Raw genomic sequence first — 13,779 nt, 5'->3', positions numbered from 1 at the left:
CACGAGACGGGGCGCTGACGGTCGCTCTGCTGGCTCAGCTGCGCGCCATGGGGCGCTGACGGTCGGAACCCGGTCAGGCGGCGTCGGAGGGGGCGGGAGCCTCCTCGGGCTCCGCGGCCCGGACGGTCTCGTGCGCGGGAGCGCTCGCGGTCGGCACCCGCAGCACGAGCGCCGACGCGTCCACCTCGGCGAGCACGCGGGTCGCGCGGCCCAGCGACTCGCCGTCGACCTGGACCTTCTGCGGCTCCTCGAAGCGGATCTCGACGCGCTGACCGCGCACGTGGTCGATGCGGGACGTGCGCCACACGCGCGTGTGCCACGGCTCGCGGATCCCCGCGCCCTGCGCGACCACGGTGCCGAACAGCTCCGTCCAGCCGACGATGCCGCCGCGGGCGTCGAGCGTCGCGACGTCGATCATGCCGTCGTCGAAGGTCGCGTCGGGGATGAGCTGGATGCCGGCGGGGAGCTTGCCCACGTTCGCGAGCAGCACGGTGCGCATGTGGCTCTCGACGGGCTCGCCGTCGTCGACCGAGATGCGCGCGATCATGCGCTTGCCGAGGTGCTGCACCGCGGCGAAGAAGTACGCGGCCCAGCCGAGGCGACGCTTGAGGCGGTCGTCCGCGCCGGCGACCATCTCCGCGTCGAGCCCTGCGCCCGCGATGACGAGGAAGATGTGCCGCTCGCCCTCGCCCTCGGCGTCCGGGGTCCGCACGAGCGTGAGCCAGCCGACGTCGGAGCGGCGCTCGGTGCCCTCCAGTGCGGTGCGCAGCAGCGCCGCCTGGTCGCCGAGCGGCAGGTCGAGGTTGCGGGCGAAGAGGTTGCCCGTGCCCATGGGGAGGATCGCCATCGGCACGCCGGAGCCGGCCGTGCCCTCCGCGACCGCGCGCACCGTGCCGTCGCCGCCGACGGCGACCACCACATCGGCCCCCGCGGCGATCGCCTCGCGCGCCTGGCCAGTCCCCGGGTCCTCCTCGGTCGTGTAGAACCACATGGGCTGCGGCAGGTAGCGGATCGCGCACGCGCGCAGCGCCTGCTCGCGCAGCTCCGCGATGCCGTCCTTGGTGGGGTTGGCGATGAAAGCGATGCGCTCGCCCGCGTCCGAACGGGCGGTCGCCTCCCCGAGCTTCATGGTCGGCAGCGGCTTGATCCGGAGCACCTTGCGCCACGCCGGCGGCACCGCGACGGGGTCGCGCACGCCGATGCGGCGCGTGGTCGAGATCGCCAGGGACAGCGCGATCAGCGCGACCACCAGCGCTATCAGCGCGATTCCCGTCCCGAGGGTCATGAGGAGAGCGTACGTCGCGCGTCGATAGACTTGCGGTCATGATCGACCTCAAGCTGCTGCGTTCCACCCCCGACGTCGTGAGGGAGAGCCAGCGCTCGCGCGGCGACGACCCGGGTGTGGTCGACGAGGTCCTCGCGGCCGACGCCGCCAACCGCGCGGCGCTGCAGGAGTTCGAGACCGCCCGCGCCGAGCAGAAGCTGCTCGGCAAGGACGTGGCCAAGGCCCAGGGCGAGGAGAAGCAGGCGCTGCTCGCGCGCACCAAGGAGCTGTCGGCGAAGGTCAAGGAGCTGCAGGCCACGGCCGATGCGGCGGCGACGCGCGCGGTCGAGCTCGCCCGCTCGCTGGGCAACATCCCCGAGCCGGGCGTCCCGTCCGGCGGCGAGGACGACTTCACGGTGATGCGCCACGTCGGCACCCCGCGCGACTTCGCGGCCGAGGGCGTCGAGGTCCAGGACCACCTGGCGATCGGCGAGGGCCTCAAGGCCATCGACATGGAGCGCGGCGCGAAGGTGTCCGGCGCGCGCTTCTACTTCCTCACCGGCATCGGCGCGCGGCTCGAGCTTGCGGTGCTCAACGCCGCGATGGACCTCGCGTACCGCCGCGGCTTCAGCCCGACGATCACGCCCACCCTGGTGCGCCCCGAGACGATGGCCGGCACCGGCTTCCTCGGCAAGCACTCCGACGAGATCTACTTCCTCGAGCGCGACGACCTCTACCTGGTCGGCACCTCGGAGGTGGCGCTCGCGGGCTACCACTCGGACGAGATCATCGACCTCTCCGACGGCCCCCTGCGCTACGCCGGCTGGAGCGCCTGCTACCGGCGCGAGGCCGGCTCCGCGGGACGCGACACCCGCGGCATCATCCGCGTCCACCAGTTCCACAAGGTGGAGATGTTCGCGTACGCCCACGCCGAGGACGCGGCGGCCGAGCACGAGCGCTTCCTGTCGATCGAGGAGGAGATGCTCCAGGCCCTCGAGCTGCCGTACCGGGTGATCGACACCGCGGCCGGGGATCTGGGCTCGAGCGCGGCCCGCAAGTTCGACTGCGAGGCCTGGCTCCCGTCGCAGGAGCGCTGGATGGAGGTCACGTCGACCTCGAACTGCACCACGTATCAGGCCCGACGCCTCAACACGCGCGAGCGGGTGGAGAACGGCACGGCGCCGGTCGCGACCATCAACGGCACCATCGGCACCACCCGCTGGCTGGTCGCGCTCCTCGAGAACCACCAGCAGGCGGACGGCTCGGTCCACGTGCCCGAGGTGCTGCGCCCGTACCTCGGCGGTCTCGAGGTGCTCGAGCCCGTCCGCTGACGTTCATGTGACCGTCACCACGGCCCGTCGCCTCGCGGCGGGGGGTCGTCGTAAGGTCGTCGCATGGATCCCCAGGAGATGCGCCCCCCGCTCGGCCCGGACTCGTGGAGGCTCGTCGGGGTCGACATCGACGGCACGCTCATGCACTGGGGCGGGGAGATCTCCGACCCGGTCGCGGAGGCCGTCGAGCGCGCCCGCATGTGCCGCAATCACGTGATCCTCGCGACGGGCCGCAACATCATGGGGATGCTGCCGGTCGCGGAGCGCCTCGGCCTGCGGCGCGGCTGGGCGGTGTGCTCGAACGGCGCGGTGACGGTGCGCCTCAACCCGCGCGCGACCGGCGGCTACGACATCGTCGAGAAGGTCACCTTCAACCCGCGCGCCGCGCTCGAGCTGATCCGCGAGGAGATGCCGGACGCGTTCTTCGCGGTCGAGGACCTGGGCGTCGGCTTCCTGGTCAACCGCGAGTTCCCCCACGGGGAGCTGGTGGGCAGGCAGCGGGTCGCGAGCTTCGACGAGCTGTGCCACGACGAGGCCACGCGCGTCGTCATCCGCGCGCCCGGCGTCGACGTCGACCACTTCGACGACCTGGTCCACCGCATCGGCCTCAACGACGTCACGTACGCGGTCGGGTACTCCGCATGGCTCGACCTCACGCCGCCCGGCGTGACCAAGGCCTCCGCGCTCGAGGCGCTGCGCCGCCAGCTGGGCGTCTACCCGGACCACACGGTCGCGGTCGGCGACGGCAACAACGACATCTCGATGCTCGAGTGGGCGGGCCAGTCCGCCGCGATGGGCACCGCGCCGGACCACGTCAAGGCCGTCGCGGACGAGGTCCTCGGCTCGGTGGAGGAGGACGGCGTGCTCACCCTGCTCGACCGGCTCATCGACCCCGAGCGCCTCGCGGTGATGTAGGCGGCGCCTCAGCCGACGGTGAGCACCAGCTTGCCGAACACCTCGCCCGACTCGAGCATGCGGTGCGCGTCCGCGGCGCGCTCGAGCGGGAAGGTCGCGTGGACGATGGGCCGCACGGCGTCGGGCGCCAGCGGCCAGACCTCCTCGCGTACCCGCGCGACGATCGCGGCGCGCTCCGCGAGCGGCCGCGCCCGCAGGGTGGTGCCGAGCACCGTCGCGCGCTTCATCAGCAGGGTGCCCAGGTCGATCTCGCCTCGGGCGCCCTTCTGCATGCCGATGACGATCAGCCTGCCGCCCGTGCGCAGCGCGCGCAGGTTCGCCTCAAGGTAGGCCGCGCCGACCACGTCGAGGATCACGTCGGCGCCGCCCTCGGCGCGCACGGTCTCGACCCAGCCGGTGCGGTGGTCGAGCGCGACGTCCGCCCCCAGCGCCGCGCATCGTGCCGCGCGCTCCGGGCCGCCGGCGGTCGCGATCACGCGCATGCCGCGCGCCTTCGCGATCTGGATGGCCGCGGTGCCGACCCCGCCCGACCCGCCGTGGATCAGCAGGGTCTCGCCGGCGCGCGCATCCGCCGCGTCGAGGTTGGACACCACCGTGCAGGCGGCCTCGACCAGCGCGGCCGCCTCGACGTCGTCGAGCCCCGGCGGCGTGGGCAGCACGAGCGACGCGTCGACCACGGCACGCTCGGCGTAGCCGCCGCCGGGCAGCAGCGCGCAGACGCGATCCCCGGGCGTGAGCAGGGACGATGCCGGTGCCGCGAGGACGGTCCCGGCCGCCTCGAGCCCGGGCCACGCGGGTGCGCCCGGAGGGGCCGGATACCTGCCCTGACGCTGGAGGGCGTCCGCACGGTTGATTCCGGCCGCTGTGATCCCCATCACAGCGTCATGGGGTCCCGGCGTCGGAATGTCGACCTCTACCAGGGATAAGACCTCTGGCCCGCCGGGTTCGGACATGGTGCATGCCTTCATGCAGATGCTCCGGTCGGTGGCGTCATAGCGGCTGCCCTCTATCCTCTCATCAAACATCGCACGTGGATCAGGACTTATGTTCCCGCCGGAGACGGCCGATAGGGCAAGGGAGCAGTCGTCCGAATCCATGCACGGAGAGCCCTTCCGTGCGGCGGCTTGTGAGGGGAAGGTTTCATGCTCCAGAGGCTCGGAATTCGAGGAAAGCTCCTCGCCGTCGTCATGGTGCCCATTCTCGTCCTGCTGTCGGCGGTGTCGTACATCACGCTCACCGCCGCCAACTCGTACTCCGTGAACTCGAACGCCGAGCGGCTGATCGAGGTGGCGACCGAGGCGCGCACGACCGAGCAGCTCATCCAGGAGGAGCGCACCGCCGCGCTCAACTTCGTCCACACCATCCAGGACACCCAGGAGAAGCTCGCCGAGGCCCGCGCCGATGTCGAGGTCGCCTACGGGACGCTCGTCGAGCGCGTGGAGGCCGCAGACTCCGCCAAGGCGGACTCGCTGCTCGACTTCGCCAACGAGCAGCTCGACCGCCAGGACGGACAGCTGCTCGCCGGCCTGCGCAGCGTCACGCTCGCGGCTCCCGAGGAGGAGGGCGGCTGGCTGGTCCTGCCGACCGAGGACGAGGTCGCGCAGCTCGACCAGGACTACGCCCGCGCCGCACGCCAGCTCGACACGCTCTCGACCACGAGCGGCGAGGCGCTCAAGATCCCGTTCGCGGCGCTCGCGTACGCGATCGAGAACGAGGCCTTCTACGTCCACCGTCTGCTCGCCGAGTCGGCCGACTACCGCGACCAGCTGGACGAGATCTTCCCGGCGGTCGACGCCGGTCTGGACCACATCGCGACCGAGGCCGCCGAGGTGGAGCTCACCGACGACAACGCCGCCGCGCTCGCGGCGGTGAGCGCCGGTCATGAGCTGCGCGACTCGCTGCCGCAGATCCGCGCGGGCGTCCGGGCAGCCGCCGTCTCGCCCGCGACCGTCATCAGCTACTACACGCAGGTCATCGACACGTTCGTCGGCTCGGCCGACGCGATCGCCCTCGCGATCCCCGACCGCGAGATCGTCGGCACCATCCAGGCGTACGCCGCGATCGACCAGCTCATCGAGCGCATCCGGTTCGAGGGCGACACGTTCAACCGCATGATCCGCACCGGTGCGTTCACCGCCACGGACGTCGCGTCCTCCCGTTCGTACGTGGAGCGCACGACCATCGCGCTCGAGGACGCCCAGGACCGCGCGGACAACCTCGCGCCGGCCATCGAGGTGCCGGAGCTCGCGTCGACCGCGACCTCGAGCTCGTCGTTCGTCACCACGCAGAACCACATCCTCAACGGACTCGACTCGTCGCTGATCGCGGCGCAGGACGTCGACTGGCCCGCCCTGGTGCAGGCCGAGCTCGACGTCTACGAGCCGCTCCGCGAGGAGATGTGGGACCGCACCACCGAGGCGATCTCGGCCAACACGGTCAACGCGGCCTCCGCCACCTGGATCACCCTGGGTGCCGCCGTCGCGGCCGTCGTGGGCTCGCTGCTCATCACGTTCGTCATCGCCCGCCGCATCACCGTGCCGCTCCGTCGCCTCACCACGACGGCGACCGCGGTCCGCGAGGAGCTGCCCCGACTGGTGGAGCGCGTCGCGATGCCGGGCGAGGAGGTCGACGTCTCCGAGGTCCAGATCCGCGTCGAGTCGCAGGACGAGGTCGGACGCCTCGCGGAGGCGTTCAACGGCGTCAACGCCGCGACCCTCGAGATCGCGCGTGAGCAGGCCGCGCTGCGCTCCTCGATCTCCGAGATGTTCGTCAACGTCGCCCGCCGCGACCAGCTGCTCCTCAACCGTCAGCTCGCGAGCATCGACGAGATGGAGCGCACCGAGGACGACCCGGACCGCCTCACCAGGCTGTTCGCGCTCGACCACCTCGCGACGCGAATGCGCCGCAACTCGGAGTCGCTCCTGGTGCTCGCAGGCATCGACACCGGTCGACGCATCCGTCGCGCCATGCCGCTGTCCGACGTGGTCCGTACCGCCTCCTCCGAGATCGAGCTCTACGAGCGCATCGACCTCGAGCTCGTGGTCGACCCCGCGATGCACGGCCACCAGGCGCTGACCGCCGCGCACCTGTTCGCCGAGCTCCTCGAGAACGCGACCGTGTTCTCCGACCCCGGCTCGCGCGTCATCGTCCGCACCGGCCGCACCGAGGACGGGTTCACCGTCGAGGTGATCGACACCGGCATCGGCATGACGACGGAGGAGCTCGCGGAGGCGAACGCTCGCGTCCAGTCGTCCGCCGCCTCCGAGATCCTGGGCGCCCAGCGCCTCGGCCTCTTCGTGGTCGGTCGAATCGCCCGCCGCGTCGGCGCGCAGGTCGCGCTGTCGTCGGTCGAGGGCGAGGGCACCGTCGCGACGATCCTCCTGCCGTCGGCGCTGTTCGAGGCCGTGGGCGGGGACACCGCCCAGCCGAAGGCCGCCGCGCCGGCGCCGTCCGCTCCCGCGACCGCGCCGACCGTCGCTCCCGCCGGCGGCAGCCTGCCTTCGCGTCAGGCGCCGGCGGCACCCGAGCTGCCCGCGACGCCTCCCACGTCCGCGCCTGCGGCCTCGGCGCCGTACGCGCCCTCCTCGATGGTGGCGGGCGCGAGCCTCTCGGGCCGCGCCGCCGAGCCGGAGTACGACGAGGACTCGATCCCGATGCCGCAGGGCATCGAGGCTCTCATCGCCGCCGATGCCGCGGAGGCGCCCGTCGCGCAGCCGGTCGACGGCGCGGACCTCACGTCCGGCACCTCCGAGTCCGGCCTTCCCACCCGCCGCCGCCGCTCCGACGACGCCGAGAAGTCCGGCGGCTCCGAGGAGGCCGAGAAGGTCATCGGCCTCCCGGTGCGTGCGACCGCCGCTCAGCTGAGCGCGCTCGACGCCGAGGCCGCGGCCTTCACGCCGAGCGTCTCGCCCGCCGAGATCGACCCGCAGACCGCGGAGGAGCGGGCCTCGGTGTTCCGCGGCTTCCGTTCGCGCCGCGACGCCGTCAAGCCCGAGCCGGCCGCCGACCTCCCCGAGGCCGTCCCGCCGGTCATGTCCGAGGCGCTCGGCGAGCCGACCGCACCGGTCGAGGCTGTCGAGCCGACCCAGGCCGTCGAGCCGGAGCTGCCGCAGCGCAGCATCGGCGGAGCCTTCGCGGCCTTCGACGGCATGCGTCGCGCCGCGGCCGCCGACCAGGGTCAGCGAGCCGAGGAGCCCGCGCTCGAGCCGGAGGCCGAGGTCCCGGCCTTCGAGCCCGAGCCCGCCCCGGAGCCCGAGCCCGTGGTCCCCGCGCTGCCGACGTTCTCGGTTCCCAAGCTCGCGACCACCGAGATCCCGCTCGTCCATCGCGACGAGGCTCGCGCGGAGCAGCCCGAGCCTGAGGCTCCGGCCGCGCCCGCGTCCCCGCTCGCACGGAGCCCGTACGGCGCGCCCTTCTCGGCTCCGACGGCCGAGACCGCGCAGGTCCCGCCGCTGGTTGAGCCCGCTCTCGAGGAGCCGGCGCCCGACACGTTCTCCGTCCCGATCCTCGAGCCCGACACGGACGAGAGCGCCGCTGACGAGCTCGCGGTCGCGCCGCAGGCCGAGGCGATCGCGGAGGAGCCCCAGCCCGAGCCCGCACCGGAGCCCGAGGCCCCGGCGATGCCGTGGTCGTCGGTGATCTCCCCGGAGCAGAGCTCGGCGCCCGCACCCGCTCCGCAGCCGGCCCCGTGGCAGCCCACCGCCCCCTGGGCCTCGGCCGAGCCCGTGCCCGCACCCGAGCAGTCCGAGCCCGTCGCCGCGGCTCCGGAGCAGCCCGCGCCGGTCGCGGCCGAGGAGCCTGCGTCCCAGGCTCAGCGCGCCCCGTGGCTCGACGCCGCGGCGTTCGCCTCGGCCGCCGCGGAGCGTGACGGCGGCTACGGCGCGGAGGCCGCGGAGGCGGAGCCCGAGGCTCCCGTCGCACCGTTCGCCGCCGCTCCGGCGGCCCCTGCGCCCACCGCCGGCGTCACCGATGCGCTGCTCGACGACCCGTACACGTACGGCGAGCCGACCGAGCCGTCGATGGACGACATCATCGCCCAGGCCTCCGGCGAGGAGTCCGGCCATGCCGGCTTCTTCGGACGGCTCTTCGGGCGCGGTGCGCGCGACGAGGAGACGGCGAGCCCCGTGTCCCCGCCGCCCGCGCGTGCGCCGTTCGCCCCGATCGACGCGGACACGGCGTCGTTCGCTCCCGTCGAGGCCTCCGAGCCTGAGGCCGAGAGCGCCTGGCCCATGACCACCGCGTCGGAGCAGTGGCCCACGGCGCCCGCGCCGGAGCCCGAGCCCGAGCCGGTGGCGGAGATCGCGCCCGAGCCCGAGCCCGCCGCATCGTTCGCACCCGAGCCGGAGCCGGTGCCCGCGCCGCGCCCGGCGCCCGAGCCCGCGGCGTTCACGCCGGAGCCCGCGCCGACCTCGTTCGCCCCGGAGTCTCCGGTGTTCGAGCCGCAGTCGGGCCCGGTCGGCTACTCGCCCGACGAGCTCGCGCAGCCCTCGGGCTGGGCATCGGCGGGCGCCTCGGCCCTCGCCGCGGCCGGTTCCGACAACGGCGCGGGCGGCTACCAGCCGGTGGTCGACACGGAGCACTCGTCCGGTCGCGTCTTCTCGGACGACGACGCCGACATGACCCGCATGGCCTTCTCCGAGCTCAGCTCGCTCTCCGAGCTGCGTCCCACGGTGGAGAAGACCAAGGCGGGTCTGCAGAAGCGCCGCAGCCCCGAGGCCGCTCCGGTCGAGGTGAAGCCGATCACCGAGGAGGTCTCGCTCGCACCCAAGGAGCGGGACGCCGACGCGGTGCGGAGCCGCTTCAGCAGCTTCTACTCCGGGACCCAGCGGGCCCGGACGGATGCCGCCGGACTCGACCTGCGGTCCATGCCGCAGCCGGCGAACGAGCAGTGACATGACCGACCACGACACCCACGAGGCCACCCGGCCGCGCATCACACACAAGGAGCACATGTGACCGCCCTCAGCACCGAGGCCACCAATTTCGGGTGGCTCCTGGACAACTTCGTCGAGTCCGTGCCCGGCACCCGCCACACCCTGGTGGTCTCGGCCGACGGCCTCCTCATGGCGATGTCGAAGAACCTCGACCGCACCGAGGGCGACACCCTCGCGGCGATTGTCGCCGGCATGTCGAGCCTCACGCGCGGCGCGGCCCGCCAGCTCGCCGCCGGCGAGGTGCGTCAGTCGATCGTCGAGATGGACGAGCTGTTCCTGTTCCTCATGAGCGTGAGCAACGGCTCGGTGCTCGCGGTCGCCGCGGACTCGACCTGCGACGTGGGCCTCGTGGGCTACGAGATGACGCTCCTGGTCTCGCGCTTCGAGAACGCCCTCACCCCGCAGCTCATCACCGAGATGCGTCAGAACCTCCCGACGAACGGCCAGACGAGGGCCTGACATGTCGGATGCCATGACGCCGTTCGGCGATGAGGAGGAGGCGTACACGGTCCGTCCGTACGCCGTCACCGGTGGCCGGGTCAGCGCAGCCAGCAAGGACCTCCCGATGGAGGCCCTGGTCGAGGCGACCGCCGACCCCGAGGCTTTGACGGGGCTCACCCCCGAGAAGAAGAAGATCCTGCAGCTCGCTACAGGTCAGTACCAGTCCGTCGCGGAGCTCTCCGCTCACACCCGGCTCCCGCTGGGTGTGGTCCGGGTGCTCGTGACGGATCTTGCCGAAGTCAACTATCTGAAGATCCACGTCGGCGGCACCGCGGACGACGCGTCCACCCATGACGCGTCCGGCGGCCTGTCCCTGAGTCTCCTGGAGAGTGTCCTCGATGGCATCGCAGCCCTCTAACGCAGCAGTCGCCCCGGCGGGAGTCGCGGCTCCCACCGTCGTCAAGATCGTTGTCGCGGGCGGCTTCGCCGTCGGCAAGACGACCTTCATCGGCTCGATCTCCGACATCGACCCGCTCAACACCGAGGCCGCCATGACGGAGCACTCGGTGGGCGTGGACGATGCGGGCGGCGTGACCGATCGCAAGACCACCACCACCGTCGCCATGGACTTCGGCCGCATCGCGCTGCCGGGCTCCCTGTGGCTCTACCTGTTCGGCACCCCGGGCCAGGACCGCTTCCTCTTCATGTGGGACGACCTGGTGCGCGGCGCGATCGGCGCCGTGGTGCTGGTCGACACCGAGCGTCTCGACCAGTGCTTCCCCGCGGTCGACTACTTCGAGGGTCGGGGCATCCCGTTCGTCGTGTGCGTCAACTGCTTCGACGGCGTGGCCCGCCACACCCTCGAGGACGTGCGCGAGGCGCTCGGCATCTCCGAGGACACGCCGATCATGTACACGGACGCCCGTGAGAAGGCGGCCACCAAGCAGGCGCTGATCTCCGTGGTCCAGCTCGCGATGCGTCGCATCCAGGACCGCTGAGCAGAGCACGCTCGACACGGCTGAGGCAGGGAACGCCCCCGCGGTTGCGGGGGCGTTCCCATGCCCGGGCTACCCTTCTACCGTGATCTACGTCGACGGCACCGCGCTGTGCAGGTTCCTGCCGGGTGTCCGCTACTTCGACGAGTTCAACGACTTCGCGGTGCCGCGGATCCACGAGCTCGCGACCACGCAGCTGGGATTCACCGAGCTGCGGCAGGCCGCGGAGCTGTACCCGCGCGATCAGAAGGCCGCGGCGTTCGACGTCGTGGAGATGGTGCGCGGCGCGATCCCCGTGATCCGCTTCTCGGAGCACAACGTCTCCGTGTCGACGCACGCCGTCGCGGTGCTCAAGCCCTTCGCGGCGCTGCACCTGGGCGCGGCCGTCGCGCACTCGCAGATCCACGCGATCCTCACGTACGACGCGGAGCTCGCGCGGGCCGCCGAGCTGTACGAGCTGCAGGTGCTGAGCCCGGGCCTCGCTCCGGGCTGGCACAATGTCACGGGCGCGTGAGCGCCTGCGGCGCCGTGAGGGCGCCGAGGAGAGTTGACCGAGCGGCCGAAGGTGACAGTCTTGAAAACTGTTGAGGCGTAACCCGTCTCCGCGGGTTCGAATCCCGCACTCTCCGCTTCCGGCTCCGACGGGGCCGCGTTGCCCGGCACCTCGCGGGACCGGTACCCTGGTCCCCGGCCCGCGCCGAGGACACGTGACCGAGCGGCCGAAGGTGCATCCCTGCTAAGGATGTGATGGGGCAACTCATCCGTGGGTTCGAATCCCACCGTGTCCGCGTTCGGAAGGCCCCGCCGTCAGGCGGGGCCTTCCCTCGTTCCAGGGCCGATGCCGCTCAGGCCGCCGGGAGGACGATGGGCCGGCCGGGCTCGAGCGGCCGGTGCAGGAAGCGGTCGAGGAAGCCGCGCAGCAGCCCCTCGACGTCCACCTGGTCGTGGTCGAGCAGCCACTGGACCTGGAGCCCGTCGAGCAGTGCGAGCGCCTGGGTGGCGACCTCCTGCGGATCGGCGCTCCGACGCAGCTCGCCCTCCTCCTCGAGCTCCCGCAGGGCGTCGACCAGCAGCCCGCGCAGCCAGGAGTACCGCGCGCGGAGGTACTCGTGCCCCGGGTGCGACGGCGCGGCCGCGGCGGTGGTGAGCGTCGCGAACAGCTCGACCGCACCGGGCGTCTCGGTGCCGTAACGCGCCGCGTCGATGAAGGTCTGGAGCAGCGCGCGGCCGTCGTCGGGGCCCTCGGACAGCGCGTCCACGCAGCGGTCGTCGCGCAGCTGGAGCGTCTCGAGCAGCAGCACGCGTTCGTCGGGGTACCGCGCGCGGAGCGCATCCTTCGACGTGCCCGCGGCGGCCGCGATGCGGTCGAGCGAGCCCTCGCGGTACCCGTGGGCGCGGATCTCCTCGAGCGCGGCGGTGAGGATGGCGTGCGCGTCTGGGGCGAGCGAGAGTCGTGCTCCCGTGGGCCCGTCGACGCCGGTCTGCTGTGACATGGCGGTCTCCCGAACGACGCTGTCCCGGTCCTTCGACTGTAGCCCGGCGCCGGCGTGCGCGCCGGGTCGCGGGGGAGGTGAGGGCAGGGGAGAGGTCGCTCCGGGCTCAGGCCGCGGGGACGGCTGCACGATGCCACGCCGCGGTGGCGGCGAGCCCGTCGTCGAGGCTGGTGGTCGCGTTCCAGCCGAGGACGGCCGCGGCGTGGGCCACGTCGAGCCGCTTCTGCCGCACCGGTCCGGTGCGCACCCCGCGGAACAGGGGCTCGCGCGGCTCGCCGTCGTACGCGAGGCTCACGCGCTCCGCGACGTCCTTGACCGAGGTGAGCGTGCCCGTGCCGAAGTTGAAGGCGATCTCGCTCCCGCCGGTCGCGAGGTGCTCCGCGGCGCTCATGTACGCGCGGGCCATGTCGCCCACATAGAGGAAGTCGAGCCTCGTGCTGCCGTCGTCGCGGTCGCCGAAGTCGTACTCGGTCCCCCCGGCGAGCTGTGCGAGCGCGCGGGGCACCAGGCGCGATTCGTGGCGGTCGCCCGGGCCGTACGTGTTCATGAAGCGGCACGCGGTCACCGGCATGCGGAACGCGCGTCCGTAGCCGCGCACGATCATCTCCGCGGCGGCCTTGGACGGTCCGTAGAGGTTGGCCGCCGGGCCCGGCTCGTGGGACTCGGGGATGGGCTCGGGGCTGAAGTGGTCGCCGTAGTACGCGCCGCTCGACGCGAACACGAACAGCGGAGCGGTGTCGGCGAGCCGACAGGCCTCGAGCAGGGTGGTGGTGCTGCGCACGTTGGTGTCGACCACGGCCGCGGGCTCGCGGATCGAGTTGATGACGATCGGATCAGCCGCGAGGTGGAACACCACGTCGAAGGGCTTTTCGGAGAACACGCTCCGCACCAGCGGCCCGTCTCGCAGGTCGCCGTGGACGAAGGTGATCTCGTCCTCGACCCCCATGTCCTCGAGCGGCTTGCCCGCGATCGGATCGCGGTCGATCACGGTCACCCGTGCCCCGCGGTCCACCAGCTCCTGCACCAGGTGGCTGCCGCCGAACCCCGCGCCGCCCGTCACCAGACAGGCCCGTCCATGCCATGCGTCGGTCATCTCAATCCCCCCTCGAGATCCCCCTCGACCGCGTCCGCCGCCCCTGGGACGAATCGGACATGTCGATCATGCCGCTCCGGGCGCATGGATGTGAAGCCCTGGACGCGAATTGCGCGCGATCGATGCGTGACGGGCCGATGCGCCTCGGGGCCGCCGCGCGGTCCCGCCGTCCGATTCGCGGCCCGTGTACGGAACCACTCCGGAAAGCCTGTATAGTTGTGTCTCGGCCCGCGAGGGCCACGCGCCCGTAGCTCAACGGATAGAGCATCTGACTACGGATCAGAAGGTTGGGGGTTCGAATCCCTCCGGGCGCG

11 protein-coding genes and 3 tRNA genes are annotated in these 13,779 nt (G+C 72.4%); 10 read left to right on the top strand and 4 right to left on the bottom strand.

Annotated features, from left to right (window positions below; genetic code table 11):
* Positions 1-73: 73 nt before the first annotated feature.
* Positions 74-1,285, bottom strand: a complete 1,212-nt coding sequence (locus TR42_RS10085) for a diacylglycerol/lipid kinase family protein (RefSeq protein WP_052405932.1) — start codon at positions 1,283-1,285, stop codon at positions 74-76.
* A 38-nt stretch (positions 1,286-1,323) separates the two neighbouring features.
* Between TR42_RS10085 and serS the strand changes: the two genes are divergently transcribed.
* The gene (serS, locus tag TR42_RS10080) at positions 1,324-2,595 is read left to right on the top strand and encodes a serine--tRNA ligase (protein ID WP_042215460.1); all 1,272 of its coding nucleotides are present in this window, start codon (positions 1,324-1,326) and stop codon (positions 2,593-2,595) included.
* A gap of 63 nt (positions 2,596-2,658) precedes the next feature.
* The gene (locus TR42_RS10075; protein ID WP_236623424.1) at positions 2,659-3,510 is read left to right on the top strand and encodes an HAD family hydrolase; all 852 of its coding nucleotides are present in this window, start codon (positions 2,659-2,661) and stop codon (positions 3,508-3,510) included.
* A gap of 8 nt (positions 3,511-3,518) precedes the next feature.
* Here TR42_RS10075 and TR42_RS10070 read toward each other — a convergent pair whose 3' ends face one another.
* Positions 3,519-4,478: an NAD(P)H-quinone oxidoreductase gene (locus TR42_RS10070; RefSeq protein WP_042215459.1), complete on the bottom strand. Its 960-nt coding sequence runs from the start codon at positions 4,476-4,478 to the stop codon at positions 3,519-3,521.
* 219 nt (positions 4,479-4,697) lie between these two features.
* Between TR42_RS10070 and TR42_RS15385 the strand changes: the two genes are divergently transcribed.
* The 7 genes from TR42_RS15385 (at position 4,698) to TR42_RS10035 (ending at position 11,667) form a co-directional block, all read left to right on the top strand.
* Positions 4,698-9,401 carry an ATP-binding protein gene (locus TR42_RS15385; RefSeq protein WP_042215457.1) on the top strand — a complete coding sequence of 1,568 codons (4,704 nt, stop codon included), beginning with the start codon at positions 4,698-4,700 and terminating at the stop codon, positions 9,399-9,401.
* Between the two features lie 60 nt (positions 9,402-9,461).
* Positions 9,462-9,902, top strand: a complete 441-nt coding sequence (locus tag TR42_RS10060) for a roadblock/LC7 domain-containing protein (RefSeq protein WP_042215456.1) — start codon at positions 9,462-9,464, stop codon at positions 9,900-9,902.
* A 1-nt stretch (position 9,903) separates the two neighbouring features.
* Entirely contained in the window at positions 9,904-10,302 is a 399-nt protein-coding gene (locus tag TR42_RS10055; RefSeq protein ID WP_042215453.1) for a DUF742 domain-containing protein, read from the top strand.
* Positions 10,283-10,882 (top strand): GTP-binding protein, encoded by a 600-nt coding sequence (locus tag TR42_RS10050; protein WP_042215451.1) that lies wholly within the window; start codon positions 10,283-10,285, stop codon positions 10,880-10,882. Before TR42_RS10055 ends, TR42_RS10050 begins: the two co-directional genes overlap by 20 nt.
* An 82-nt stretch (positions 10,883-10,964) precedes the next feature.
* Entirely contained in the window at positions 10,965-11,393 is a 429-nt protein-coding gene (locus tag TR42_RS10045) for a hypothetical protein (protein ID WP_042215450.1), read from the top strand.
* 27 nt (positions 11,394-11,420) lie between these two features.
* Positions 11,421-11,508, top strand: a tRNA-Ser gene (locus tag TR42_RS10040).
* A gap of 72 nt (positions 11,509-11,580) precedes the next feature.
* Positions 11,581-11,667 (top strand) — tRNA-Ser (locus tag TR42_RS10035).
* Positions 11,668-11,724: 57 nt separating this feature from the next.
* On the opposite strand, the gene TR42_RS10030 is transcribed toward TR42_RS10035, so the two are convergent.
* Complete coding sequence (locus TR42_RS10030; protein ID WP_052405931.1) at positions 11,725-12,372, bottom strand: TetR/AcrR family transcriptional regulator; 648 nt, start codon at positions 12,370-12,372, stop codon at positions 11,725-11,727.
* A gap of 106 nt (positions 12,373-12,478) precedes the next feature.
* Positions 12,479-13,465: an NAD-dependent epimerase/dehydratase family protein gene (locus TR42_RS10025; RefSeq protein ID WP_042215448.1), complete on the bottom strand. Its 987-nt coding sequence runs from the start codon at positions 13,463-13,465 to the stop codon at positions 12,479-12,481.
* 241 nt (positions 13,466-13,706) lie between these two features.
* Here TR42_RS10025 and TR42_RS10020 point away from each other — a divergent pair.
* Positions 13,707-13,779 (top strand) — tRNA-Arg (locus TR42_RS10020).

This window comes from Demequina mangrovi (assembly GCF_000759715.1).
GTDB classification, from domain to species: Bacteria; Actinomycetota; Actinomycetes; order Actinomycetales; family Demequinaceae; genus Demequina; species Demequina mangrovi.
The sequence above is the reverse complement of the archived record's forward strand: the minus strand, read 5'-3'. Positions and strand labels throughout refer to the sequence as shown.

What these genes read in the sequence shown, in the direction of transcription:
- TR42_RS10050 (WP_042215451.1), top strand. Translation starts at nt 10,283, where the DNA reads ATGGCATCGCAGCCCTCTAACGCAGCAGTCGCCCCGGCGGGAGTCGCG.
- serS (WP_042215460.1), top strand. Translation starts at nt 1,324, where the DNA reads ATGATCGACCTCAAGCTGCTGCGTTCCACCCCCGACGTCGTGAGGGAG.
- TR42_RS10070 (WP_042215459.1), bottom strand. Translation starts at nt 4,478, where the DNA reads ATGAAGGCATGCACCATGTCCGAACCCGGCGGGCCAGAGGTCTTATCC.
- TR42_RS10030 (WP_052405931.1), bottom strand. Translation starts at nt 12,372, where the DNA reads ATGTCACAGCAGACCGGCGTCGACGGGCCCACGGGAGCACGACTCTCG.
- TR42_RS15385 (WP_042215457.1), top strand. Translation starts at nt 4,698, where the DNA reads ATGGTGCCCATTCTCGTCCTGCTGTCGGCGGTGTCGTACATCACGCTC.
- TR42_RS10025 (WP_042215448.1), bottom strand. Translation starts at nt 13,465, where the DNA reads ATGACCGACGCATGGCATGGACGGGCCTGTCTGGTGACGGGCGGCGCG.
- TR42_RS10075 (WP_236623424.1), top strand. Translation starts at nt 2,659, where the DNA reads ATGGATCCCCAGGAGATGCGCCCCCCGCTCGGCCCGGACTCGTGGAGG.
- TR42_RS10085 (WP_052405932.1), bottom strand. Translation starts at nt 1,285, where the DNA reads ATGACCCTCGGGACGGGAATCGCGCTGATAGCGCTGGTGGTCGCGCTG.
- TR42_RS10055 (WP_042215453.1), top strand. Translation starts at nt 9,904, where the DNA reads ATGTCGGATGCCATGACGCCGTTCGGCGATGAGGAGGAGGCGTACACG.